At 39.1% G+C, this 23,257-nt stretch carries 28 protein-coding genes; 21 read left to right on the top strand and 7 right to left on the bottom strand.

Features of this window, described 5'->3' with window-relative positions; genetic code table 11:
* Window positions 1–29: 29 nt before the first annotated feature.
* Genes FXN70_RS02415 through FXN70_RS02405 form a run of 3 tightly spaced genes read left to right on the top strand, consistent with a single transcriptional unit; the run spans window position 30 to window position 2,307 of the window.
* The gene (locus tag FXN70_RS02415) at window positions 30–872 is read left to right on the top strand and encodes an amino acid ABC transporter permease (protein ID WP_324645852.1); all 843 of its coding nucleotides are present in this window, start codon (window positions 30–32) and stop codon (window positions 870–872) included.
* Window position 873: 1 nt separating this feature from the next.
* A complete protein-coding gene (locus FXN70_RS02410) occupies window positions 874–1,548 on the top strand; it encodes an amino acid ABC transporter permease (protein WP_324645851.1) in 675 nt (224 codons plus the stop codon).
* Between the two features lie 15 nt (window positions 1,549–1,563).
* Entirely contained in the window at window positions 1,564–2,307 is a 744-nt protein-coding gene (locus FXN70_RS02405; RefSeq protein WP_324645850.1) for an amino acid ABC transporter ATP-binding protein, read from the top strand.
* 48 nt (window positions 2,308–2,355) lie between these two features.
* Here the strand turns inward: FXN70_RS02405 and FXN70_RS02400 are convergent, their stop codons facing one another.
* Together FXN70_RS02400 and FXN70_RS02395 are read right to left on the bottom strand one after the other, a co-directional pair.
* On the bottom strand, window positions 2,356–2,949 hold the full coding sequence (locus tag FXN70_RS02400) for a uracil-DNA glycosylase family protein (RefSeq protein WP_324646058.1): 594 nt from the start codon (window positions 2,947–2,949) through the stop codon (window positions 2,356–2,358).
* Window positions 2,950–2,991: 42 nt separating this feature from the next.
* On the bottom strand, window positions 2,992–3,465 hold the full coding sequence (locus FXN70_RS02395) for a DUF523 domain-containing protein (protein ID WP_324645848.1): 474 nt from the start codon (window positions 3,463–3,465) through the stop codon (window positions 2,992–2,994).
* Between the two features lie 129 nt (window positions 3,466–3,594).
* Between FXN70_RS02395 and FXN70_RS02390 the strand changes: the two genes are divergently transcribed.
* The 13 genes from FXN70_RS02390 to FXN70_RS02330 all read left to right on the top strand — a co-directional run bounded on the left by FXN70_RS02390 (window position 3,595) and on the right by FXN70_RS02330 (window position 15,097).
* Entirely contained in the window at window positions 3,595–4,041 is a 447-nt protein-coding gene (locus FXN70_RS02390; protein WP_324645846.1) for an acyl-CoA thioesterase, read from the top strand.
* Window positions 4,042–4,519: 478 nt separating this feature from the next.
* Window positions 4,520–6,337 carry a translation elongation factor 4 gene (lepA, locus tag FXN70_RS02385; protein ID WP_324645844.1) on the top strand — a complete coding sequence of 606 codons (1,818 nt, stop codon included), beginning with the start codon at window positions 4,520–4,522 and terminating at the stop codon, window positions 6,335–6,337.
* Between the two features lie 20 nt (window positions 6,338–6,357).
* Window positions 6,358–7,221 (top strand): signal peptidase I, encoded by an 864-nt coding sequence (lepB, locus tag FXN70_RS02380; RefSeq protein WP_324645842.1) that lies wholly within the window; start codon window positions 6,358–6,360, stop codon window positions 7,219–7,221.
* 24 nt (window positions 7,222–7,245) lie between these two features.
* Complete coding sequence (locus FXN70_RS02375) at window positions 7,246–7,620, top strand: DUF4845 domain-containing protein (RefSeq protein ID WP_324645841.1); 375 nt, start codon at window positions 7,246–7,248, stop codon at window positions 7,618–7,620.
* Window positions 7,592–8,293, top strand: coding sequence for a ribonuclease III (gene rnc, locus FXN70_RS02370; protein ID WP_324645839.1), 702 nt, complete (start codon window positions 7,592–7,594; stop codon window positions 8,291–8,293). The genes FXN70_RS02375 and rnc overlap by 29 nt, the downstream gene beginning before the upstream one ends.
* Window positions 8,294–8,295: 2 nt before the next feature.
* Complete coding sequence (gene era / locus FXN70_RS02365; RefSeq protein WP_324646057.1) at window positions 8,296–9,315, top strand: GTPase Era; 1,020 nt, start codon at window positions 8,296–8,298, stop codon at window positions 9,313–9,315.
* A 22-nt stretch (window positions 9,316–9,337) separates the two neighbouring features.
* Window positions 9,338–9,511, top strand: a complete 174-nt coding sequence (locus FXN70_RS02360) for an NF038104 family lipoprotein (RefSeq protein ID WP_324645837.1) — start codon at window positions 9,338–9,340, stop codon at window positions 9,509–9,511.
* 5 nt (window positions 9,512–9,516) lie between these two features.
* Entirely contained in the window at window positions 9,517–10,227 is a 711-nt protein-coding gene (recO, locus tag FXN70_RS02355) for a DNA repair protein RecO (protein ID WP_324645835.1), read from the top strand.
* A gap of 14 nt (window positions 10,228–10,241) precedes the next feature.
* Window positions 10,242–10,970, top strand: a complete 729-nt coding sequence (pdxJ, locus tag FXN70_RS02350; protein WP_324645833.1) for a pyridoxine 5'-phosphate synthase — start codon at window positions 10,242–10,244, stop codon at window positions 10,968–10,970.
* Entirely contained in the window at window positions 10,970–11,620 is a 651-nt protein-coding gene (locus tag FXN70_RS02345; RefSeq protein ID WP_324645831.1) for a tRNA-(ms[2]io[6]A)-hydroxylase, read from the top strand. Before pdxJ ends, FXN70_RS02345 begins: the two co-directional genes overlap by 1 nt.
* A 288-nt stretch (window positions 11,621–11,908) precedes the next feature.
* The gene (cysD, locus tag FXN70_RS02340; RefSeq protein ID WP_324645829.1) at window positions 11,909–12,817 is read left to right on the top strand and encodes a sulfate adenylyltransferase subunit CysD; all 909 of its coding nucleotides are present in this window, start codon (window positions 11,909–11,911) and stop codon (window positions 12,815–12,817) included.
* A gap of 38 nt (window positions 12,818–12,855) precedes the next feature.
* Window positions 12,856–14,481, top strand: coding sequence for a sulfate adenylyltransferase subunit CysN (gene cysN / locus FXN70_RS02335; RefSeq protein WP_324645827.1), 1,626 nt, complete (start codon window positions 12,856–12,858; stop codon window positions 14,479–14,481).
* A gap of 118 nt (window positions 14,482–14,599) precedes the next feature.
* Window positions 14,600–15,097 carry a hypothetical protein gene (locus FXN70_RS02330; RefSeq protein WP_324645826.1) on the top strand — a complete coding sequence of 166 codons (498 nt, stop codon included), beginning with the start codon at window positions 14,600–14,602 and terminating at the stop codon, window positions 15,095–15,097.
* Between the two features lie 75 nt (window positions 15,098–15,172).
* On the opposite strand, the gene FXN70_RS02325 is transcribed toward FXN70_RS02330, so the two are convergent.
* Genes FXN70_RS02325 through tusD form a run of 4 tightly spaced genes read right to left on the bottom strand, consistent with a single transcriptional unit; the run spans window position 15,173 to window position 16,550 of the window.
* Window positions 15,173–15,484, bottom strand: a complete 312-nt coding sequence (locus tag FXN70_RS02325; protein WP_324645824.1) for a TusE/DsrC/DsvC family sulfur relay protein — start codon at window positions 15,482–15,484, stop codon at window positions 15,173–15,175.
* Window positions 15,485–15,502: 18 nt separating this feature from the next.
* Window positions 15,503–15,784, bottom strand: a complete 282-nt coding sequence (locus FXN70_RS02320) for a hypothetical protein (protein ID WP_324645823.1) — start codon at window positions 15,782–15,784, stop codon at window positions 15,503–15,505.
* A 5-nt stretch (window positions 15,785–15,789) separates the two neighbouring features.
* Window positions 15,790–16,140, bottom strand: a complete 351-nt coding sequence (locus tag FXN70_RS02315; protein ID WP_324645821.1) for a hypothetical protein — start codon at window positions 16,138–16,140, stop codon at window positions 15,790–15,792.
* Between the two features lie 41 nt (window positions 16,141–16,181).
* Window positions 16,182–16,550, bottom strand: a complete 369-nt coding sequence (gene tusD, locus FXN70_RS02310; protein WP_324645819.1) for a sulfurtransferase complex subunit TusD — start codon at window positions 16,548–16,550, stop codon at window positions 16,182–16,184.
* A gap of 68 nt (window positions 16,551–16,618) precedes the next feature.
* On the opposite strand from tusD, the gene FXN70_RS02305 reads away from it, so the two are divergent.
* The 3 genes from FXN70_RS02305 to FXN70_RS02295 all read left to right on the top strand — a co-directional run bounded on the left by FXN70_RS02305 (window position 16,619) and on the right by FXN70_RS02295 (window position 19,746).
* Complete coding sequence (locus tag FXN70_RS02305) at window positions 16,619–17,614, top strand: SDR family NAD(P)-dependent oxidoreductase (RefSeq protein WP_324645817.1); 996 nt, start codon at window positions 16,619–16,621, stop codon at window positions 17,612–17,614.
* Between the two features lie 88 nt (window positions 17,615–17,702).
* Entirely contained in the window at window positions 17,703–19,097 is a 1,395-nt protein-coding gene (gene fumC, locus FXN70_RS02300) for a class II fumarate hydratase (RefSeq protein WP_324645816.1), read from the top strand.
* A 154-nt stretch (window positions 19,098–19,251) separates the two neighbouring features.
* Window positions 19,252–19,746, top strand: a complete 495-nt coding sequence (locus tag FXN70_RS02295; protein ID WP_324645814.1) for a hypothetical protein — start codon at window positions 19,252–19,254, stop codon at window positions 19,744–19,746.
* 56 nt (window positions 19,747–19,802) lie between these two features.
* Here FXN70_RS02295 and FXN70_RS02290 read toward each other — a convergent pair whose 3' ends face one another.
* Entirely contained in the window at window positions 19,803–21,104 is a 1,302-nt protein-coding gene (locus FXN70_RS02290; protein WP_324645812.1) for a dicarboxylate/amino acid:cation symporter, read from the bottom strand.
* A 614-nt stretch (window positions 21,105–21,718) separates the two neighbouring features.
* Here FXN70_RS02290 and FXN70_RS02285 point away from each other — a divergent pair.
* On the top strand, window positions 21,719–21,994 hold the full coding sequence (locus tag FXN70_RS02285; RefSeq protein WP_324645810.1) for a metal/formaldehyde-sensitive transcriptional repressor: 276 nt from the start codon (window positions 21,719–21,721) through the stop codon (window positions 21,992–21,994).
* Window positions 21,995–22,011: 17 nt separating this feature from the next.
* Entirely contained in the window at window positions 22,012–23,121 is a 1,110-nt protein-coding gene (locus tag FXN70_RS02280; RefSeq protein ID WP_324645808.1) for an S-(hydroxymethyl)glutathione dehydrogenase/class III alcohol dehydrogenase, read from the top strand.
* The last annotated feature ends 136 nt before the right edge of the window (window positions 23,122–23,257 follow it).

Below are 23,257 nucleotides of genomic sequence, written 5' to 3'. Positions count from 1 at the left end.
ATCAGGTTTTTATTTTTTAAGGAGCATGTATGTCTCTTGGCTCATTAAATTGGACGTCTTTTTGTTCAGCTTCAAATGAATACAGTGTCGATAAGGCAGCTTGGGCAGAAAATATTTGTCAGCATATCGGCGGTAGTAATTACTCAGCTTTTGCTGAAGCACCAACATGGTTACAAATGCTAGGTAACGGTGTTGTGACGATGGTGTGGACAGCACTCTTGTCTTTTATTATTGCATTTTTGCTTGGGTCAGTTTTAGGTGTTATTCGTACTTTGCCAAATAAACCGCTTGCAGCGATTGGCAATACCTATGTTGAAATCTTCCGAAATATTCCTTTAATTGTTCAGTTGTTTTTCTGGGCATTTGTATTCCCAGAGTTTTTACCAAAAAGTTTAAGTCCTGGTAGTGGTGAAATTGTTGCAGGCGGTTGGTGGAAAGGTATTTTGAATCAACATCCTGCGGTAATTGGGGTGATGGCATTGGGTTTATATACCGCAGCCCGTATTTCTGAGCATATTCGTGCAGGTATTTTAACCGTCCCACGTGGGCAAAAATTTGCCGCATCTGCAATGGGTTTTACCACAGCACAAAGCTATCGTTACGTGATTTTGCCTGTTGCATATCGAATTGTATGGCCGACATTGACCTCAGAATCAATGAATATCTTCAAAAACTCAGCCGTGTTATATGCATTAAGTGTGCTTAACTTCTTTGCATATACCAAAACTATGCGTGAAGAAACCTCGCAAGATATTGTGATTTTGATTTTATCGACACCTGTTTATTTAATCATTACCTATAGCATTAAAGCGATGATGGCGTGGGTTGAAAAACGTATGCGTGTGCCAGGCTTAGGTTCAGGGGATAAATAAGATGGATTTTAGTATTTTACATCCTGATGTCATACAAACTTTACTCAAAGGTTTGCAATTTACCCTGATTGTGAGCGTACTTGCCATGATTGGCGGGATTCTAATTGGTACGCCACTGGCAATGATGCGTTTATCTAACAATGTCATTGCGCGTAACTTTGCCAAACTTTATGTTGACTGCTTTCGTGGTATTCCACTGATTCAAGTCATTTTCATTTTTTACTTTTTATTACCTAAAGTTTTTCAGTTTCAGTCAGATACTTATTACGGCCCGTTATTTTCAAGTGTGATAACTTTTGCAGTATTTGAAGCTGCCTTTTTTTCTGAAATTGTCCGTTCAGGGATTCAATCGGTTTCTAAAGGGCAGGTATTTGCAGGCTCTGCATTAGGTTTTACCTATGGGCAGTCAATGCGTTATGTGGTGTTGCCACAAGCGTTTCGTAACATGATTCCAGTTTTACTGACCCAAACTATTATTTTATTTCAAGACGTTTCATTGGTTTACGTGATTGGTGCACCAGACTTTTTAGGTAATGCAGATAGTCTCGCCAATACATACGGACCAGAAACAAAAGCAACTTTTTATTTAATCGTGGCTGTGGTGTATTTCTGTATTTCTTTCTTCTTATCTAGATTAGTTAAACGTTTACAGCAAAAAGTAGCCATTATTCGCTAAATTGAGGATATCAAAATGCCGATGATCGACATACAGCATATTTCAAAATGGTATGGTGATTTCCGTGTTCTAACTGACTGTTCTACATCAATTGAAAAAGGTGATGTAGTCGTGGTGTGTGGCCCTTCAGGTTCAGGAAAATCAACCTTAATTAAAACAGTGAATGCGCTTGAGCCTTTCCAAAAAGGCGAAATTATTGTCGATAATGTGTCATTGACAAATTCAGCAACTGATTTAGCTAAGTTTCGTTCGCGTGTAGGTATGGTGTTTCAACACTTTGAGTTATTCCCACACATGACTGTACTTGAAAATTTAACCATTGCACAAATCAAAGTTCTTAAACGTAATTTAACCGATGCGCGTGCCAAAGCGACACAGTATTTAGAGCGTGTTGGTTTGTTAGCGCATAAAGATAAATTTCCGGGGCAACTTTCGGGTGGGCAACAGCAACGTGTTGCGATTGCCCGTGGTTTATGTATGGACCCAATTTGTATGTTGTTTGATGAACCAACCTCTGCGCTTGACCCTGAAATGGTGGGTGAAGTGCTAGATGTCATGATGCAGCTTGCGAATGAAGGCATGACCATGATGTGTGTGACCCATGAAATGGGCTTTGCTAGAAAAGTCTCTAATCGTCTGATTTTCATGGATCAAGGCGAAATTTTAGAAGATTGTGCAACCTCTGAATTTTTTGGAAACTTAGATGCAAGGCATGAACGTGCTAAGTCCTTCCTTGAGAAAATCCAAGCTGTGCATTAATTCGCTTTAATGTCTAAATAAACCCCTTTTATAACCTAAGAGGGGTTTTTAATTGAGCATGCCAATGCTTCTAAAAAAATTGGCATAACATTCGGCCTTTTTTTCTAAAGCCAGCGGATAGGCGCGAGAACTAGAAGGTAGGCGATATAGATGGAGTGTTTTTTGTGTAAGCTGCACTAGTGATGGTTGGTTAAGTGTCGGTTTTTGTGTGTCCGGACTAAAATTAAGCATCAGCGTATCTGTTGCTTTTTCGCCTGTGGTCATAATCGTATAACAATTCGGAATTTTTTCTAATATTTCTAAGAGTGGACTTGGTGTCATCACCTCTAAAAACTGATCAGACGCATTGCCTTTTTGCCGAATCACTTGATAGGCGGTATCGTAAATGGCAATGCCGTAATATTCTAAAAAAGCTTTAATCTCGGTTAATTTAAATTGTTTATTGGTTAAATCTAAGAAATGGTTTTTATCCTGAAAAAACAGTAAGCCCATAATTCGCCACATATCGTTTTGAAAATTTGGATAATAAAAATCCATTTTCCATTTACTTTGTGGCGGTGGAAAACTACCAACCATTAAAAGTTGTGCATTTGTGGGTAAGAATGGCGGCAGAGGGTGTGTTTCAATTTGTTGCTCGGAAATAATGTGGCTATTTTCTTTATTTTTCAAAATCTATTCATCCGTTTAATCGAGTGGATGTTGGTGAAGCCATGTTGGAAGCTCATGCTCTGAAATAACTTGAAAGCCATGCTGCTGCAATAGCGCAGTTGTGACCCCGAATCCATGGTGTTTCTTTTGCTGAAAATGACCATCATAAATAAATGCTGAACCACATGAAGGGCTATTTTCTTTTAAAACAATACATTGAGGACGAAGTTTTTGTACATAATGTAAGGTCTTTTTTGCACCGTCTAGGTATATGGCGGTGACATCTTGGCCTGAAGCATCTATAACTTTTGCATCACCATTTAATACGTCTGCACCTGTACCATATTGTATTTCAGCTGCAAGTCTTGGCGTGCTAAATCCTCCTAGTAATTCAGGGCATACTGTTTTGACTTTACCTTGTGCAATCAGGGTTGCTAAGAGCGGTGTTAGGCATGATTTTCCATCATAACGAACAGGCTCACCTGTAAGGCAGGCATTGACTAAAATCATAAAATGAATCTCAATTTATTGTATTTGAGTATAGTGTAGTGGTTTGAATATGTGCAGATTTATTTTTATTTGATGCAGGCATCATTTAAATTGGCGTAACATGATTGTTTAGATTTTGATGGAAAAATTATGAGTCAGGTATTTGATTTACAGGTACAAATATTGCCTGAACATTTGGATGAATTAGGGCAAGTCCAGCAGATGGCTTATTTAGCATGGATGCAGCAGATTGCACAGGCGCATTCAACAGATTTAGGCTTAAGTTTAGAAATATTCCAGCAATTAAAGCATGCCATGGTGGTAGTTGAGCAACATGTGCAATATCGTAAAGCTGCCTTTTTAGCAGATCAACTTATACTTCGAACATGGGTATCTAAAACTGACAGTATGCACAGTTACCGTGATTATGCGTTGTATCGTGCTCGTGATGCTGCGATTATTTTGGTGGGAACAACCAAATGGGCGTGTGTGGAACTGAGTACAGCAAGACCAAAACGCATGTCACCCACATTTATTCAGGCTTATGCGGCTTTGTCAGGCGAGATAAATCCATTTGATTTTACGGAAAATATTTAAAATCTCTATCAAAATATAAGATGATGGGTTTAATAGACTAAGCGAGTTAAGGTGGTGTTTGATCTTAGATGAAATTAAGTGAACGGATGTTTACTTTATTCTACAACGTTTTCTGAACTTAGTTGTATTGAGGTGGGGATTAGCTAAGCTGATATTATCTTAGCTGTAGTGATAAACTTGTTCGTCGTCACTCGATATATGGGCATGGTTCGACTTGGCTGAATCAATCTTGTTTTTAGTCGTTTGTCATTGCTAAGTTTTGTTTGTTTAAACAGACCTGTTCACTTCGCTAACTATAATCATGATCATATTTTAACCTAAGGTTAAGTAAAGCGTGAACTAAACAAATTTTTATAAAATCTATGTTTTTTTAACATAGCTGTTTATACTGTGCCGTTATTGAGATTTTAATTCTTTACACGTCATGGGTACTTCATTAAATAAGTACATGATCGTGTACTTATATTTTGAGTGATTCATGGCAGTAACTAAAAAATCCGTAAATATCAGCAATATTCGCAACTTTTCGATCATTGCTCACATTGACCACGGTAAGTCGACATTGGCTGACCGCTTTATTCAAATGTGTGGTGGTCTGCAAGATCGTGAAATGCAAGCTCAGGTCTTGGACTCTATGGAGCTTGAGCGCGAACGTGGGATTACCATTAAAGCTGCGTCTGTGACCTTATATTACACTCATCCAAATGGTCAAGAGTATCAGCTTAACTTTATTGACACTCCGGGGCACGTCGACTTCTCTTATGAAGTATCTCGTTCATTGGCAGCCTGTGAAGGCGCGCTTTTGGTTGTAGATGCAGCACAAGGCGTAGAAGCACAATCGGTTGCAAACTGTTATACCGCAATTGAACAAGGCTTAGAAGTTTTACCTATTCTAAATAAAATTGATTTGCCGCAGGCTGAACCTGAACGTGTGATTCATGAAATTGAAGAAATTATTGGCATTGAAGCAACAGATTCACCAACGTGTTCAGCTAAAACTGGTTTAGGTGTTGAAGGTGTTCTTGAGCGTTTGGTCGATGTGATCCCAGCGCCTGAAGGTGACCGTGAAGCACCGCTACAAGCGTTAATTGTCGATTCATGGTTCGACAACTATTTGGGCGTTGTGTCTTTAGTTCGTATTAAGCAAGGTCGTATCCGTAAGGGCGACAAAATGCTAGTGAAATCTACAGGGCAAGTTCATCCTGTAACTTCTGTAGGTGTGTTTAATCCAAAACATACCGAAACCGACATCCTTGAAGCGGGCGAAGTAGGTTTTGTTATTGCAGGGATTAAAGATATTTTTGGTGCGCCAGTGGGCGATACCATTACGCTATCTGCAACGCCTGAAGTTGCGACATTACCTGGTTTTAAAAAGGTGAAACCACAGGTTTATGCAGGTCTTTTCCCAATTGATGCCAGTGACTTCGAGCCGTTCCGTGAAGCGTTACAGAAGTTACAAATTAATGACTCGGCGCTGTTCTTTGAACCAGAAAGCTCGGATGCTTTAGGTTTTGGCTTCCGTTGTGGCTTCTTGGGTATGCTGCACATGGAAATTGTACAAGAGCGTTTAGAGCGTGAGTACGATTTAGACTTAATTAGCTCTGCGCCAACGGTTATTTATGAAGCTGTGACCAAAAAAGGCGAAACGATTTATATCGATAGCCCATCAAAAATGCCTGATGGCAGCACCATTGAAGATTTACGTGAGCCAATTGCAGAGTGTCATATTTTAGTTCCTCAAGAATATTTGGGTAACGTGATGACCTTATGTATCGAGCGTCGTGGTGTGCAAAAAGACATGAAATTCTTGGGTAACCAAGTTTCTGTATCGTTTGAAATTCCAATGGCTGAAGTGGTCATGGACTTTTTTGATAAATTAAAATCGTGTTCACGTGGTTTTGCATCACTCGACTACAACTTTGTGCGCTTTGAAAGCTCATCTTTAGTGAAAGTCGATGTATTAATTAACAGTGAAAAGGTTGATGCCTTGGCGATGATTTGTCACCGCCAAGACGCACGTCATCGTGGTATTGCACTTGTTGAAAAAATGAAAGATTTGATTCCACGTCAAATGTACGATGTTGCAATTCAAGCAGCGATTGGCGCACAAATTATTGCGCGTTCAACTGTGAAAGCAATGCGTAAAAATGTATTGGCAAAATGTTACGGTGGTGATGTTTCGCGTAAGAAGAAATTGCTTTCGAAACAAAAAGAAGGTAAGAAACGCATGAAGCAAGTGGGAAGTGTTGAAATTCCACAAGAGGCTTTCTTAGCGGTATTGAAAGTCGATCGATAAACCACCATTAGGATACCCCCATGGATTTTGATTTTAATTTAATCCTCGTTCCCGTAACGATTGTTTTATTCTTTATTTGGCTGTTGGATAAGTTGAAACTTAAACAGCGTCAAACAAGGGGACGAGGTAATGAACATTTTGTCATTACATGGGCGTATGACTTTTGGCCAGTGCTTGCGGTTGTACTTATCTTGCGCTCATTCTTATATGAACCATTTAACATTCCTTCAGATTCGATGGTACCAACCTTAGAAACGGGTGATTTTATTTTGGTGAATAAGTTTGACTATGGCATTCGCTTACCATTGTTAAATAAAAAAGTGCTTGATGTGGGTGAGCCATCACGCGGTGATGTGATTGTTTTTCGTTATCCACTCAATCCGAAAATCAGTTATATCAAACGTGTAGTTGGTTTGCCTGGTGACCATATTCGTTACCGTGATGGTATATTGACGATTAATAATCAACCAGTGCCAACAACTTCAACACAATTTAGTCGTGAAAAAGACCAGCTTTCTTCTTTTGCACCGCAATATACCTATGAGACTTTAGGTACGCATAAGCATCTTGTTCGTCATTTAGAAGGGCGTGACCCTTTGGTTGAGCAATATAATTATGCTGTGTCTGCCAATCAAGCAAGTGCAGTACCATTTGTTGCAAGTGTAAATAAAACTTTTGTACAAAGTGAAGGTAAGGCGTGGGAAGTGACCGTTCCAAAAGGTCATTACTTTGCCATGGGGGATAACCGTGATGAAAGTGCTGACAGCCGTTTTTGGGGTTTTGTACCTGAAGAAAACTTAACCGGTCGAGCTTTTTATGTCTGGATGCATAAAGAACCAGGTTTACATCTTCCAAGTTTTAGCCGAAATGGTAAAATCGACTAAAATTTCACTTGGATAAAAATTAAAATGCAACAAGGTCAACGTGGTGCTTCCTATTTAGGTTTTGCAATTGCTATTATGGTTACAATCATGGTGTTAAAAGTGATTGTAATTATTTGGCCTGCTTATTGGGATGATCGTATTATCAATAAGGAAATTGTAAAGACCTTACAAACCAATAGTGATTTATCACTTAGTCAATTTTCATCAAAAATGAATCAAAGCCTTGATATGAATCATATCAATGATTTTAAATTTGATGATATTGCTAAAGTTTCAAATAATGATGGTCAAATTCAGGTGAAAAAGCACTACGAAGTGCGCAATCATTTGTTTTTGAATATTGATTTAATTCTAAGCTTCGAGAAAAGTTTTGATCAAAGGACAGTCCAAGCTAAGTAATATGCGCTTAGCTCAACAAATTGGTTATCAGTTTCAGCAAGCTGAATTATTGCAACTTGCCTTAACGCATCGTTCAGTCAGTCATAAATACAATTATGAACGTTTGGAGTTTCTTGGAGACTCCTTACTTGGAATGATTGTGGCGAATTATTTATATCATGCTTATCCGCATGAAAATGAAGGTCGACTGACACGCATGCGTGCAACCTTGGTGCGCCAAGAAACTTTAGGTAAAATTGCAACCGATTTGAAACTCAGTCAGTATATGATTCTAAGTGCGGGAGAATTAAAGTCGGGTGGGCATCACCGCGAATCGATTCTTGCCGATACAGTTGAAGCCATTATTGGCGCGATTTATCTAGATTGTAATGATTTAGAACAACTTAAAACCATTGTCTTAAATTGGTATACGCCATATTTAAGCCATATTGAACCAACGGATCAGTTAAAAGATCCAAAATCACGCTTGCAAGAATTTTTACAAGCACACAAGAAACCTTTGCCAATTTATGAGGTGACTGATATTCAGGGTGATGCGCCAAATCAACACTTTAAAGTGGTGTGTAAAGTGGAAGGTTTGCCTGTTAGCCTTGGCGAAGGAAGTAGCCGCCGTTTTGCAGAACAAGCTGCGGCTGCTGAAATATTGAAGTTATTGGAGCAAAAAACAGCATGACGATGTCATCTGATCAACACGATGATCAAAATGTGAATGTAGAAGAGCCTAATTTAATAGATTCTTTTTTTAAATCACAAGGTACAACAATTCCGGCAGACTTTAAAAGTGGCTTTGTCGCAATTGTTGGTCGTCCAAATGTCGGAAAATCGACTTTAATGAACCATTTATTGGGTCAAAAGCTTTCGATTACATCACGTAAGCCGCAAACAACACGCCATAAAATTATCGGGATTGATTCGCGCGAGAAATCGCAAGCGGTTTATGTTGATACCCCAGGAATGCATAAAAAAGAAGTCCGTGCCATCAATAAAATGATGAACCGTGCTGCACATTCTGCACTGCGTGATGTGAACTTGGTTCTTTTTGTGGTTGATGCACAAAAATGGACTCAGAACGATGAACTGGTTCTGGAAAAGTTAAAAAATGCCGATATGCCAGTGATTTTGGTGATCAATAAACTGGATACGTTTGAAAATAAAAATCAAGCATTGCCACTCATTCGTGAACGTGCAAAATTGATGAATTTTGCTGAGATTGTGCCAGTATCAGCACTTCGTGGCGCAAACTTAGACCATTTGCGTGATGTGATTGAAAAGTATTTACCATTTTCACAGCCATTGTATTCATTTGACCAAGTGACGGATCGTTCAGAACGTTTCTTGGCGAGTGAAATCATTCGTGAAAAAATTATGCGTCAATTGGGTGAAGAACTTCCTTATGATTTAACCGTACAAATTGAGTCATTTAAGACAGAAGAAGCGGCGGTAAATGAAAAAACAGGTCGTTTAAAGCCCGCATGTACTTATATTGATGCTACAATTTTTGTCGATCGTCCGGGGCAAAAAGCCATCGTGATTGGTGATAAAGGTGCCAAGCTGAAAAAAATTGGTATGGATGCACGGGTCGACATGGAAAAAATGTTCGAAGAAAAAATCATGCTGACGCTTTGGGTGAAAGTCAAAGGTGGTTGGTCTGATGATGAACGTGCTTTGAAAAGTTTAGGCTATAGCGATATCTAATTTGATTTTTACGGTGACAGTTATGATGCGATGTATTGCAATCATGGGATGTATTTTATTGCTACAAGGTTGTATTACTAAAATTGTAACTGTACCTGTAGGAATTGCATATAAGACCACCAAAGGTGTTGTGAAAGGCACGGCTGCAGTGGTGCGTGCTGTCACCCCCGATGGTGATGATAAAGAAGATCAATAGCCCAAATGCGCAATCAACTTTTACATGGATATTTGATACATCATCGTAAATATCGTGAAAAAAGCCATATTGTGCATTTGTTTACCCAAGAATATGGGCGGGTGGATGGTATTTTGCGTCAAACGCCACCACCACAGTTTCAACCGATTCAGATTCAAGCCTCAGGCAAGTCCGAACTTAAAAATTTTAGTAAACTGGAAATTCAGCAACAGCCGATTTTTTTTCATGGTGATGCTTTTTTTTGTGGTTTTTACTTAAATGAAATTATTTTGCGTTTATGTCCATTAGAAGAAAACTTAGATCTGACTTTTTCTCAATATGCGTTGTGTTTAGCCGAGTTACAGCATTTGGCCGAGCGTAATCAGGATGGACAATTTTTAAAGCAAATTCTCAGACAATTCGAACATGCATTACTACAAGATTTGGGCTATCCCATCGATTTTAACTTCGATGCACATCAAAATCCGATTTCTGCGGCACGCCAATATCAATTTCATCTGAATGAAGGTTTTTTGGTTGAAACCAAAATGACCAATTCTGCATTAACAGGTGAGCTTATTTTAAGCATGCATGACTATATTCCAGATAGGGAATTTGATGCACAGCAGTTACAATGTTTAACTAAACTTTATCGGCAGATGCTGACCGCTTTATTGGGTGAACGACCATTGAAAAGTCGCCAACTTTGGATTCAGCATCGTCAAATTCAGAACTAAATAGGAACAATGTTATGGCTGTTTTACTTGGTGTGAATATCGACCATGTTGCCACTTTAAGACAAGCACGCGGTACAGTTTACCCTGACCCTGTTCAAGCAGCATTGGTGTGTGAGCAGTCAGGTGCAGAGGGAATTACTTTGCATTTGCGTGAAGACCGTCGTCATATTCAAGATGATGATGTGCGTCGTATGCGTCCTGCTTTAGCCACGAGAATGAATTTAGAGTTGGCAGTGACCGATGAAATGGTCGCTTTTGCAAAAGAAATTCAGCCACAGCATGTTTGTTTTGTACCAGAACGTCGCCAAGAATTGACCACAGAAGGTGGTTTAGATGTGGTTGGGAATTTTGATAAAGTCAAAGCTGCAACACAAAGTTTAGTTGCAATCGGTTGTGATGTGTCTTTGTTTATCGATGCTGATTTTAACCAAATTGATGCGGCTATTGCATGTGGTGCACCAACCATTGAATTGCATACAGGCGCTTATGCAGATGCGCATACGTCAGAACAACAGCAATTTGAATTGCAGCGAATTATTGCAGCAACCGCATATGCTGCGGAAAAAGGCTTAATTGTAAATGCAGGGCATGGTCTGAATTTAGACAATGTTGCCCCAATTGCAGCGATTCCACAGATTCATGAATTAAACATTGGTCATGCAATTATTGCCGATAGTGTCTTTGTTGGCTTAGCGCAAGCAGTCAAACGTATGAAAGATGCAATTGCTGCTGCGAGTCACTAATGTCGAATATTCAATATGATACATTAATGCAACCTGTGATTGATTTTTTGGGCTGTCGTACGCCACAAGCATGGCTTAATGAAGCGATCAATCACTTAGAATTATTGATGCAAGATCACGCCAATTGTGAAAAAAAAGCTGCGGGCACAGCAATGAACTTAATGTTTCGCTATAGCTTTTTTACCGATTTGCAAGTCAAACTGGCGCAGTTAGTACGCGAAGAAATGCTCCATTATGAGCAAGTGCTTGAGTTAATGAAAAAACGTGGGCAAGCGTGGAAGGCGGTGAGTGCAGGGCGTTATGCAGGCGAATTGCGTAAAGAAGTGAGAACCTATGAGCCTGAAGCCTTAATTGATGTTCTGATTATTGGGGCTTTTGTTGAGGCGCGTTCGTGTGAACGTTTTTATGCCTTGGCACCATTGGTTGATGAAGAATTAGGTAAATATTATCGCTATTTGCTCAAGTCGGAGTCGCGTCATTTTGAAGATTATTTGGCTCTAGCTTTAGAAGTTGCACAAACCGCAAAACTCAAGAATGCTGAAGAAGATATTCAACAACGTATTGAACATATTCGTGCTGTTGAAGCCAAGTTAATTTCTAGCCCAGATGATACTTTCCGTTTTCACAGTGGTGTACCTGCGACCATTTAAGTGACCTCGAAAAAATACAGTCAATAAATAAAAAGCACCACATGGCGCTTTTTATTTATTGTTGCTGTTTATTTAATTTTTTTGGTTGATTCTATTTGAAAAAGAATGTTTTTGAATAAATTGGTTCTCATTTAATAGGCGCCAATACATTGAAAATTGATAGAAAATCGCATTCTAAAGTAGAAAAAATGATTTAGATATTCAGAAAACAAAATGACAATCAAACATACTATTTATAAAGAGTCATGCTAACATAGACCGCAAAATTTGGGTGTCGCTGGGTATATAATGACTGAGGAAAGATTAACTCACCTTAAGCAACTTGAGGCTGAAAGTATTCATATTATTCGAGAAGTTGCAGCGGAATTTGAAAATCCCGTCATGCTTTACTCGATTGGTAAAGACTCTGCCGTCATGCTGCATTTGGCTATGAAGGCCTTTTATCCTGCAAAATTGCCATTTCCACTCATGCATGTAAATACGGGTTGGAAATTCAAAGACATGATCACCTTCCGCGATGCGATGGTGAAAAAATTGGGTCTTGAATTAATTGAGCATAAAAACCTAGAAGGCATGGAACAAAATATTAATCCATTCGATCATGGTAGCTCAAAATATACCGACATCATGAAAACGCAAGCCTTAAAGCAAGCTTTAGATAAATACCAATTTGATGCTGCATTTGGTGGCGCACGCCGTGACGAAGAAAAATCACGTGCTAAAGAACGTGTCTATTCATTCCGTGATACCAAACACCGTTGGGACCCGAAAAATCAGCGTCCTGAGCTTTGGAATATTTATAACGGTAAAGTCAATAAAGGTGAGAGCATTCGTGTTTTCCCGCTTTCAAACTGGACTGAGTTAGATATTTGGCAATATATCTACTTAGAAAATATTCCATTGGTTCCATTGTATTTAGCGGCGGAACGTCCTGTGGTTGAGCGTAATGGCACGTTAATTATGATTGATGACGAGCGTTTCCCATTGCGTGAAGGTGAAGTGCCAGAGATGAAATCGGTACGTTTCCGTACTTTAGGCTGTTATCCACTTACGGGTGCAGTTGAGTCAACCGCAGATACCTTGCCTGAAATTATTCAAGAGATGTTGTTAGCGACCAGTTCAGAGCGTCAAGGTCGTATGATTGACCACGACGAAGCTGGCTCTATGGAAAAGAAAAAGCAAGAAGGCTATTTCTAATACAACCTAATTTTGAATGAATTTTTGGAGTTTGAGCGATGTCGCATCAATCAGATTTAATTAGCCAAGACATTTTGGCGTATTTAAAACAACATGAAAATAAAGACTTATTGCGTTTTTTAACTTGCGGTAATGTCGATGACGGTAAAAGCACCTTGATTGGGCGTTTACTGTACGATTCAAAATTGATTTATGAAGATCAATTGCAAGCCGTGACCCGCGACAGTAAAAAAGTCGGAACAACGGGTGATGCACCAGATTTAGCATTACTTGTGGATGGCTTGCAAGCAGAGCGTGAGCAAGGGATTACCATTGACGTTGCGTATCGTTATTTTTCAACTGAAAAGCGCAAATTCATTATTGCCGACACCCCAGGGCATGAGCAATACACACGTAACATGGCAACCGGTGCATCGACGTGTAATTTAGCAATCATTTTAATTGATGCGCGTTATGGTGTGCAAACCCAAACCCGCCGCCATACCTATATTGCAAGCTTGCTTGGCATTAAAAACATTGTGGTTGCCATTAACAAAATGGATTTGGTCGGCTTTGCACAAGACAAATTTGACCACATTCAAGCGGACTATTTAAACTTTGTTGAGCAATTGGGTTCACGTAAACCTGTTGATATCCGTTTTGTTCCGATTTCGGCATTAAATGGCGACAATGTGGTGAATCGTTCAAGCGAAACGCCGTGGTATTTCACCCCAAACTATCAAGCCCAAACCTTGATGGATATTTTAGAAACCGTTGAAATTTCGCAAGATATATCAAACCAAGACTTACGTTTCCCCGTACAGTACGTTAACCGTCCAAACCTCGACTTCCGTGGTTTTGCAGGCACAATTGCACTGGGTTCAGTACGTCAAGGTGATGAAGTTATTGCATTGCCGTCGGGTAAACGTAGCACAGTAAAAGAAATTGTCACGTATGATGGCAATTTAACCCAAGCCTTTGCAGGTCAAGCGGTTACGTTAACCTTAAACGATGAAATTGACATTAGCCGTGGCGATATGTTGGTTCATCCACAAAAACTTCCAACGGTTGCACGTGCTGTACGCTCAACTGTAGTGTGGATGGCAGAACAGCCATTGGTGCTCGGTAAACTGTATAACGTTAAAGTCGGTACGCAAAGTGTTCCTGCTAAAGTTACGCAAATAAATTATCGAATAGATGTCAACACATTGGAGCGTGCACCTGTTGAACAACTTGAGCTAAACGGTATTGCCGAAGTTGTGGTTGAGTTTGACCGTGCAGTGGTATTTGATGATTATCAAGACAGCCGTTTCACAGGGAGCTTTATCTTTATTGATCGTTTAAGCAACGTCACTGTTGGCGCAGCAATGATTGAAGATGTGGCTCAAGTAAGCAATACCACTCAAGCGGTTACTGCTGAAGAGCGTGCTGCACGTTTAGGTCAAAAACCTGCGGTATTGGGTGTTACTGCCGAAGTGATTGCCCAAGCTCAAGCACTTGAACGCTTATTGATTCAACATGGTGTTGTTGCTGTGGCGAAAGCGAACTTAAATGCAGAGCAAACAGCATTATTACGTGAAACAGGCGTGGTTGTGATTACCCACTCAACAACAGTTGATCAGCAAATTAGTGCGGAAACAGTTGAAGATGTTGCAGAGCAAATTCGTCAGTTGGTTATCATCTAAGTTATACATAACATATAAAAAGCCCTAAGCATTGTCTTGGGGCTTTTTATATTCAGCCGTCCAAAAGTGTGTCACAATAGTCGCCTTTCTTTTGTATAGCATTCAATTTAGGTTGTATATGGTTGACGGTGTAGCACCTCTAGATAAACTTCAGTTTTTAACGCAGCTTAAAAGCGTTGACTTAACTGAACAAGCACAAAAAGCCATTCTTGCAGGTGGTAAAGCAGGTAGACAAGAAAGCCATAAGCAGGCACTGACTGAGTTGTGTTTAAGCTTTGAAGATCATTTCCTTGAAGCGGTGACTACAGCATTTGACTTATTTCCTGCACAAGTCAAAAAAATCCGTTACAAAAAAGACCGTGTCCGTATTTTTAAGGCGCATGGGATTGATTATATGGCGATTGATGGTGCAGACACGGCGCAAGTGTTGGCACAAATTGCCCAAGCGATTCATTATGATGATGCGATTGTGACCAATGATTTGCACAATATTTTCCCATTTTGGAAAGAAGGTTTTCCAATGGTGCAATTTGATAATGCATATAAAATTTTATCGGAAGACATTACGATTCATTACCAAATGGTACTAGATCAATTAATTGCCACTGTAAAATAAGCAGTTATTTCGGTGTTATGCCAACCCGTCAGATGCTCATGCTCTGACGGGTTTTTTATTACTTTTTTAAAAAAATTACAAACAATTGGCAGGTTTTGGCACGCCTGCAAGGCGACTTAAATGTCGTGCTACTAAGCCTGTGTTAAATTGTTGTTGTAACATGGCATTATCAATATCGCTACTCACAGTTTTCATTAAATACTTAATTAATGGTCGTGTCGCAGGGGAATGTCCAAATTGCTGATAAAACTGACGGACTGCATGTAATACTTCAAAATGCCAAGGACTTAGACTAATCTCTAAGCTTTGAGCAAGTTCTTGAGCTACAGCGTCATTCCAAATAGTGTAATCAACTAAATGACCATCTTGATCAAGTTCGAACGTCATGATTGTTCCTATCTTCAATTATTTTAAGCTGATACAACGTGAATGTTGTAGTAACAGGTCGCTAAATTGTGCGTAGTCGAGGACTGTAATCTGTTCGGGGATTTTGATGCCGAGTAATTCAGCTTCTGTTTTGAAGAGATATAGTGGATGTGTCAAAATTTCGGGTAGATCCATCCATAACGCTGCTTCTGCCATGAGTACGACAGGGTCAGTTGGTCGCGCAATTTGCTGGAGTTGCGCTAAAATTGTGGCTGCGTGTTTAAATTCAGCTTGTAATAAAAATAAGGTCTTGGTTTGCATGAAAATTACCAATAAAGCACATGATCAAATTGCTGAATAAATTCAGGTGTGACATCAATGAATTTCAATTCATGTTCACTTTGGGTGACAAATGGATGTGATTGTTGTGCTTGTTCAATTAAAATTGGACTTAGGTCGTAAAATTCAAAACTATCAACCAAATTTGAACCCAATTTAAATGGATGTTGCTCAGGGTCAAAAATAAGTGCTTGCTTTAATAAGGAGAGTGCTGCATCTTTAAGTAATACCTGCACTTCACAGCCGAAAGTTGCCAATACCATTGTAGCAGATAAACTTTCGTGACTTTGTAGTTGCATGGCGTTGGCTTGGGTTAAAATGACCAAAACACGTTTCACAGAATGACCCTTTTCAAGAATAAAATGAGGGATACAACAGATTAAAATTGTACGAGGCGACTTGCATGTTGGACTGCATCGGCAAATTCACCTAAACCGACCAATTCAAAACCTGTGGCCAAATTAAACTGTGTTAATTGATGCCTTGCTGCATTAGTCTCATCGCTAATGCCACGTGTTAACGCTGCACTGACACATACAGGTAAACGAATACCCAATTTTTGCCATGCTTGTGTCAGTTTAAGTTGATCATCAGGCACCCAATTGAGTAAATTGGCAACGTAAACGCCGTCTTGATAGAAAAAAACCTGTACAGGCTGTTTTTTTTCGATCAATGCTTGTGTAACACCCAAGGCATGCCATGCCAACATCGAATTGGGAGATGATGTGACGAGAAGAAGTGTACTCATATAAAGGCATCATCCAAATGAAATAAAGGTTTATACAGTAATAAATTACAACAATAGGTAAATTATACATGATTCTAATTACAGGTGGTCTTGGGTTTGTCGGTTCCCATATGGCTTTGCACATGTTGCAGCAGGGGAAAGGTGTGGTTTTGGTCGATAATTTGGTCAATAGCCATGCCATGACGCTTGACCGTTTACAGCAAATTGCAGGGCAATATTTGCCTTTTGCTCAGCTTGATATTCGCAATACACCAGCATTAAATAAGTTTGTTGAGCAATATCCGATTGATGCAGTGGTGCATTGTGCAGGATTTAAGTCATTACAAGAGTCGGCGGTGAGACCGATTGAATACTATAATAATAATTTAAATGCACTGATGAGTTTGGTGCGTGTTATGCAGCGTGTAGGTTGTCGCAGACTGGTTCATTTATCGAGTGCAATGGTGTATGGGCAGTCAAGTTTGGCATTGGATGAGCAAACACCGCTTCATTATCAAGCAGTTAATCCCTATATTCAAACGCAACAAATGATGGAGCGTATTTTAAATGATGTCGCTGCGAGTGATCCTGATTGGGAAATACGTGTATTGCGTGTTGCTAATGTTGCAGGTGCATTTGAGCAAGGGTTCTGGGGAGAATATATTCCTAAATTACCTAAAAACATCATGGGTTTATTGATGCAAGTTGCCAATCAGGAACGTGAATATATTGAACTTTATCAGCAGGCGAACACGTCTGATCAGACAGTTGAACGCAGTTTTGTGCATATCTTGGATGTGTGTCAGGCAATAGAGAAGGCGATTTTTTGGAAATCACAGCCAAATATAAGCGCTGAGGTTTTTAATATTGCACATTCAAATACGTTAAGTATGGCAAGTCTAATTCAACAGGTTAAACAGATTACGCAGCGTCAAATTTCTACAATAGAATCGTCATTATTATTTGCACCATTCGATCAAGTTGGATTAACCACACAAAAGGCGCAGCAATTATTGGGTTGGCAAGCCGAGCGTAGTCTTGAACAAATGATTGAGGATCAATGGCGGTTTTATCACAGCAGATAATATAAATGATAATCATTTACTTTGAGAATCTTGCCCGTTAAAATATTGCCACGATAAATTGATGCACAATCAGCGATGAGGACATAAAATGAAAACACGGATTGAACATGACACAATGGGCGAAGTGGTTGTACCGAGTGAAGCCATGTGGGGTGCGCAAACCCAGCGCAGCTTAGAGAACTTTAAAATCGGGATTGAACATTTACCTCGTGCCATGATTCAGGGGATGGGACTCGTCAAAAAAGCGGCTGCTATGACCAATGCCGAACTGGAACAAATTCCACAAGACCTTGCTGGTTATATTGTTAATGCTGCGCAAGAAGTGATTGATGGGCAGTGGGATGCACAATTTCCCTTAGTAGTATGGCAAACGGGTTCAGGTACGCAAAGTAATATGAACTGTAACGAAGTGATTGCCAACATTGCCAATCAAAAATTAGGTCAGGCTTTGGGTGCGCAGCATCCTGTACATCCGAATGATCATGTTAACCGTGCACAGTCAACCAATGATTCTTTTCCAACCGCCATTCATGTGGCAGCAAGTTTACAAATTCATCAATTATTGATTCCTGCTGTGACTCGTTTAAAAGAAACCTTACAGCATAAATCTGAGCAGTTTCAGGGTATTGTTAAAATTGGCCGTACCCATTTGCAAGATGCAACGCCCTTAACATTAGGACAAGAATTTAGTGGCTATGTTTCACAATTAGAACATGGTTTAAAACGGTTACATCAGGCCTTAGAAGGGTTGTATGAGTTGCCTTTAGGTGGCACGGCTGTGGGTACGGGGTTAAATGCACATCCACTTTATGCAGAAAAAGCGGCGGCACAGTTAGCCAGTTTAACAGACTTACCTTTTGTTACTGCACCTAATAAATTTGAAGCATTGGCAGGGCGAGATGCGGCTGTGTTTGCCTCGGGTGCGCTTAAAACTTTAGCGGTGAGTTTAAATAAAATTGCCAATGATGTGCGATGGCTTGCCAGTGGTCCACGTTGTGGTTTAGGAGAAATCACTATTCCTGAAAATGAGCCGGGTTCAAGTATTATGCCGGGTAAGGTGAATCCGACCCAAAGTGAAGCTATGACGATGGTTGTTGCACAAGTATTAGGTAATGACACCACGATTAATATTGCAGGTGCTTCGGGAAATTTTGAACTGAATGTGTTTATGCCTGTGATTGCCTTTAATTTATTGCAATCGATTCGTTTGCTTGGGGATGCATGTAACAGTTTTAATGACCACTGTGCTGTGGGGATTGAGCCAAATTTAGAAAAGATTGACCACTTTTTGCATAATTCACTTATGTTGGTGACGGCTCTGAATCCTGTCATTGGTTATGAAAATGCAGCAAAAGTAGCCAAAACAGCTTATAAGCAAGGTAAAACTTTAAAAGAGGTGGCGGTTGAGCTGAACTTGATTACCGCTGAGCAATTTGATGAAGTGGTACGACCTGAAAAAATGATCAGTCCGAATGTAAAATAAAAAATTAGATATTGTGTGTGAAAAGTAAACTTACTACGGTGGGTTTACTTAAATAATTGAGTACCTTAAAGTGAGAATGTGCGCTGTGTGCGTGAAAATTAAAAAAAATCTGCGTACAATATAGCGCTCTAATTTAATCATTGATGATCTCTTTATGCTCGATATATATTTAACCGATACGCAACAACACGTTCAGTTTCAAGATTATCCGGGTGATCATCCTGTAAAGTTCATTTTACAGTTCAAAAAAATCTTTCCTTGTGTGATGGAATTATTATTACCTGTATTACCTGCGGATGAAAATTTAGAAGGTATGACATGGGAGTCGACTTCACGTGATTTCGAAATTTTTAAATTATTTTTAAATGGCTGGGGTTTGGTTGAGCTGCGTCTGGGTGCATTAACCCGTTATAAAGATAAAAACTATGCGGATCAATTTGTCAAAAAAGCCAATGTGGCACGCCAATCGAACCGTAAAAAGCATACAAAATTGAATAACCTTGAATTAGATTATTTATTTTTACAAGACTTACATGCCTTAATTGATGCTGATTTGGTTGAGATTGGTGAGAAATTCTATTTGCCGACTTTACGTGAGCAATGGAAAGGGTACGTGTCTGATGCTATTTTGAATGGTACTTTGGCATAATTTAAAAAATTAAAATAAAAAACCGTGGCATGCCACGGTTTTTTTACACTGCTAATTTAGGCTTTATTTTTATAACCTTTTAATGCAGCATCACATTGTTCTTTGTCTAGGGCTTTATCCCAACGTGCCACAACAATTGTTGCACACGCATTACCAACTAAATTGGTTAATGCACGACATTCAGACATAAAGCGGTCAATTCCTAGAATGAGAGCCATACCTGCAACAGGAACGTCAGGGACAACAGATAATGTTGCAGCAAGGGTAATAAAGCCCGCACCAGTAACACCTGCTGCGCCTTTAGAGCTAATCATGGCAACCAATAATAAGGTTAATTGTTGTGTAATGGTCAATTCAATATTACATGCTTGTGCAATGAACAATGCAGCCATGGTCATATAAATATTGGTACCATCTAAGTTAAATGAATAACCTGTTGGGATTACAAGACCAACGACCGATTTTTCACAACCTGCTTTTTCCATTTTGCTCATTAAAGAAGGTAACGCAGCTTCAGAAGAACTAGTACCTAACACTAACCATAATTCATCTTTAATATAACGAACTAAATCAATGATTGAAAAGCCATTATAACGTGCAACAGCACCTAAAATAATTACAACAAACAAAACCGATGTGATGTAGAACGTTAAAATAAGCAGCGCAAGGTTACCAATTGAGCTAATGCCATATTTACCGATCGTAAATGCCATTGCACCAAACGCACCAATCGGTGCAAGTTTCATTAACATGCCTACAAGTTTAAATACAGGCGTGGTTAATGTGTTTAAGAATTCAGTAATTGGTTTAGAATGTTCATGTGTCGTTGCAAGTGCAATACCAAATAAAACGGCAACGAAAAGCACTTGAAGAATATCGCCACCCACCAATGGGCTGATTAATGTTTTTGGAATAATACCCATTAAGAAACCAACGATAGTTGAATCGTGGGCTTTTTCAACATAGTCACTGACTTTATCTGCATGTAATGTTGCAGGATCAATATTTAAACCATGACCAGGTTGAATCACATTAGCAACCACCATACCAATAAATAAGGCTAGAGTTGAGAAGGTGAGAAAATACAGCATTGCTTTACCTGTCACACGTCCAACGCTTCCAACGTTATTCATGCCAGCAATTCCCGTTACAACCGTGAGGAAAATAACCGGTGCAATAATCATTTTAACAATATTAATGAAAGCATCGCCTAGAGGTTTAAGACTCTCACCAACACTTGGATAAAAATGGCCCAATAAAATACCTAATGTAATAGCAAAAATAACTTGTACGTACAGTATTTGATAAAACTTTTGCTTCTTCCCTGAAGCTGGGTGTTGGTGTGAATGGATGTCCATGAATTAAAATCCTGATGTTTCAAATATAGTGGCTGCCAATGTATCGATCATGTGCAGAAGGGATTTTACTGTAAAAAAATGTTTTAAGCTGAAATGTAGCCATAAAATTAAGAAATGTAAAATTAAAATAAATAACGAAAAGAAATAAAAAATTACATTGAATTTTACAATAAAATTTTTTTAAAACAGATGCTTATCAATTTTAAAGCTGTTTTAGTTAGTTTTTTTGAATATTATTTTTGTATAAAATACATACATTTTTGGTGTTATACTTTAGTCTTATGCTTGTTTTTTGAGCGCTAATTTGAGTAAATTGGCTCTGTCTTGGTTAAAAAGTGTGTGTTTTATTTTTGTGCGGATTTGTTCAATAAAATTATAAAATGTAATAAATATTATTTATTTTTAAAGTGTTATATTTTTTAAGTTATTTTTGGTGGTTTGGATGGTCGATAGTATCTATTTTTAATTTTGCCTTTTTTCTCCATTTTTCAATATTTAGTGTGTAAACGAGCAAAAAAAATTATTTAGCGTTATTTCCAATCAATATGAGTCAAACGATTTGCCTTTTATTGTATAGGGTACTATAGTATATTTGAGTTTAACGAGAAAAGTGTATGCCGAATCAACCTGAAGACAAAAAAAAGATATTGATCAGAGTGAATCGAATAAAAGGCCAAGTTCAAGGCATTGAAAATGCATTAGAAGCAGGTGTTGACTGCCCTTTAATTCTGCAACAAATTTGTTCAATTCGCGGTGCAATTAACGGTCTAATGAATGAGATGTTAGAAGCTCATATTAAAGATACATTAGTATCAGGTGAGACCAATGAAGCTCAGCGTCAAAACGAACTTAATGAAATTTCAAAAATCCTAAAATCTTATCTAAAGTAAATATTGAGGCGTTATATATGAAATCACGTGCAGCTGTTGCTTTTGGTCCAGGCCAACCTCTTAAAATTGTTGAAGTTGATGTTGCACTACCTAAAGCGGGTGAGGTATTAATTAAAATTACCCATACTGGCGTTTGCCATACGGATGCCTTTACGCTTTCAGGTGATGACCCTGAAGGGGTCTTTCCTGCTATTTTAGGGCATGAAGGTGCAGGTGTTGTGGTTGAAGTAGGTGAAGGTGTGACCAGTGTTCAGCCTGGCGATCATGTCATTCCGCTTTATACTGCCGAATGTGGGGAATGCTTATTTTGTACCTCAGGTAAAACCAATTTGTGTGTCGCTGTTCGCGCAACCCAAGGTAAAGGGGTAATGCCAGATGGTACGACACGTTTTTCTTATAATGGCGAGCCAATTTATCATTATATGGGGTGTTCAACTTTTAGCGAATATACGGTGGTTGCCGAAGTCTCATTGGCAAAAATTAACCCTGAATCGAATCCTGAGCAAGTCTGCTTGTTGGGCTGTGGCGTAACGACAGGAATTGGTGCGGTGCATAACACTGCCAAAGTACAACAAGGCGACAGTGTTGCCGTATTTGGTTTAGGTGGTATTGGTTTGGCTGTAGTACAAGGCGCACGTCAAGCCAAGGCTGGTCGTATTATTGTAGTCGATACCAATCCTGAAAAGTTCAAGTTGGCAGAAGAGTTTGGTGCAACTGACTTTTTAAATCCAAAAGAATATGATAAGCCAATTCAGCAAGTCATTGTAGAAATGACAGGTTGGGGTGTTGATCATTCATTTGAATGTATTGGTAATGTGAATGTAATGCGTTCAGCTTTAGAGTGTGCACATCGTGGTTGGGGGCAGTCGATTATTATTGGTGTTGCAGGTTCAGGCCAAGAAATTTCGACTCGACCATTCCAATTGGTAACAGGGCGTAGTTGGAAAGGTACTGCATTTGGTGGGGTTAAAGGGCGTTCACAATTGCCAACAATGGTTGAAGATGCAATGAAAGGTGAAATTCAACTTGCGCCATTTGTAACGCATACCATGCCATTAGAACAAATTAACGACGCTTTTGATTTAATGCATGAAGGTAAATCAATTCGTAGTGTGGTTCATTTTTAAATAAAATGGATGAACTATTGTTCACTTTAAATTGATTCTTATTTCTTCAAAACGTCCGATATGTGTAATCGGACGTTTTTTTATTTTTATGATAGGTGCAGTTTAAGTTTTTGGCGGTGTTTTAAGGATACGTTGA

Origin of the sequence: Acinetobacter sp. MD2, from assembly GCF_035615575.1 — a bacterium.
Classification (GTDB): Bacteria; Pseudomonadota; Gammaproteobacteria; order Pseudomonadales; family Moraxellaceae; genus Acinetobacter.
Note: the sequence above shows the minus strand (reverse complement) of the source record. Positions and strands in the feature narration are given on the sequence as shown.

Bases quoted from the DNA above. Each gene is read 5' to 3' on its own strand.
- FXN70_RS02280 (WP_324645808.1), top strand. From the start codon at position 22,012: ATGAAATCACGTGCAGCTGTTGCTTTTGGTCCAGGCCAACCTCTTAAA.
- lepB (WP_324645842.1), top strand. From the start codon at position 6,358: ATGGATTTTGATTTTAATTTAATCCTCGTTCCCGTAACGATTGTTTTA.
- FXN70_RS02285 (WP_324645810.1), top strand. From the start codon at position 21,719: ATGCCGAATCAACCTGAAGACAAAAAAAAGATATTGATCAGAGTGAAT.
- FXN70_RS02345 (WP_324645831.1), top strand. From the start codon at position 10,970: ATGTCGAATATTCAATATGATACATTAATGCAACCTGTGATTGATTTT.
- tusD (WP_324645819.1), bottom strand. From the start codon at position 16,550: ATGAGTACACTTCTTCTCGTCACATCATCTCCCAATTCGATGTTGGCA.
- FXN70_RS02330 (WP_324645826.1), top strand. From the start codon at position 14,600: ATGGTTGACGGTGTAGCACCTCTAGATAAACTTCAGTTTTTAACGCAG.
- FXN70_RS02305 (WP_324645817.1), top strand. From the start codon at position 16,619: ATGATTCTAATTACAGGTGGTCTTGGGTTTGTCGGTTCCCATATGGCT.
- fumC (WP_324645816.1), top strand. From the start codon at position 17,703: ATGAAAACACGGATTGAACATGACACAATGGGCGAAGTGGTTGTACCG.
- lepA (WP_324645844.1), top strand. From the start codon at position 4,520: ATGGCAGTAACTAAAAAATCCGTAAATATCAGCAATATTCGCAACTTT.
- FXN70_RS02325 (WP_324645824.1), bottom strand. From the start codon at position 15,484: ATGACGTTCGAACTTGATCAAGATGGTCATTTAGTTGATTACACTATT.
- FXN70_RS02375 (WP_324645841.1), top strand. From the start codon at position 7,246: ATGCAACAAGGTCAACGTGGTGCTTCCTATTTAGGTTTTGCAATTGCT.
- FXN70_RS02295 (WP_324645814.1), top strand. From the start codon at position 19,252: ATGCTCGATATATATTTAACCGATACGCAACAACACGTTCAGTTTCAA.
- FXN70_RS02415 (WP_324645852.1), top strand. From the start codon at position 30: ATGTCTCTTGGCTCATTAAATTGGACGTCTTTTTGTTCAGCTTCAAAT.
- cysD (WP_324645829.1), top strand. From the start codon at position 11,909: ATGACTGAGGAAAGATTAACTCACCTTAAGCAACTTGAGGCTGAAAGT.
- recO (WP_324645835.1), top strand. From the start codon at position 9,517: ATGCGCAATCAACTTTTACATGGATATTTGATACATCATCGTAAATAT.
- FXN70_RS02360 (WP_324645837.1), top strand. From the start codon at position 9,338: ATGATGCGATGTATTGCAATCATGGGATGTATTTTATTGCTACAAGGT.
- FXN70_RS02405 (WP_324645850.1), top strand. From the start codon at position 1,564: ATGCCGATGATCGACATACAGCATATTTCAAAATGGTATGGTGATTTC.
- FXN70_RS02320 (WP_324645823.1), bottom strand. From the start codon at position 15,784: ATGCAAACCAAGACCTTATTTTTATTACAAGCTGAATTTAAACACGCA.
- cysN (WP_324645827.1), top strand. From the start codon at position 12,856: ATGTCGCATCAATCAGATTTAATTAGCCAAGACATTTTGGCGTATTTA.
- era (WP_324646057.1), top strand. From the start codon at position 8,296: ATGTCATCTGATCAACACGATGATCAAAATGTGAATGTAGAAGAGCCT.
- pdxJ (WP_324645833.1), top strand. From the start codon at position 10,242: ATGGCTGTTTTACTTGGTGTGAATATCGACCATGTTGCCACTTTAAGA.
- FXN70_RS02395 (WP_324645848.1), bottom strand. From the start codon at position 3,465: ATGATTTTAGTCAATGCCTGCCTTACAGGTGAGCCTGTTCGTTATGAT.
- FXN70_RS02410 (WP_324645851.1), top strand. From the start codon at position 874: ATGGATTTTAGTATTTTACATCCTGATGTCATACAAACTTTACTCAAA.
- FXN70_RS02390 (WP_324645846.1), top strand. From the start codon at position 3,595: ATGAGTCAGGTATTTGATTTACAGGTACAAATATTGCCTGAACATTTG.
- FXN70_RS02290 (WP_324645812.1), bottom strand. From the start codon at position 21,104: ATGGACATCCATTCACACCAACACCCAGCTTCAGGGAAGAAGCAAAAG.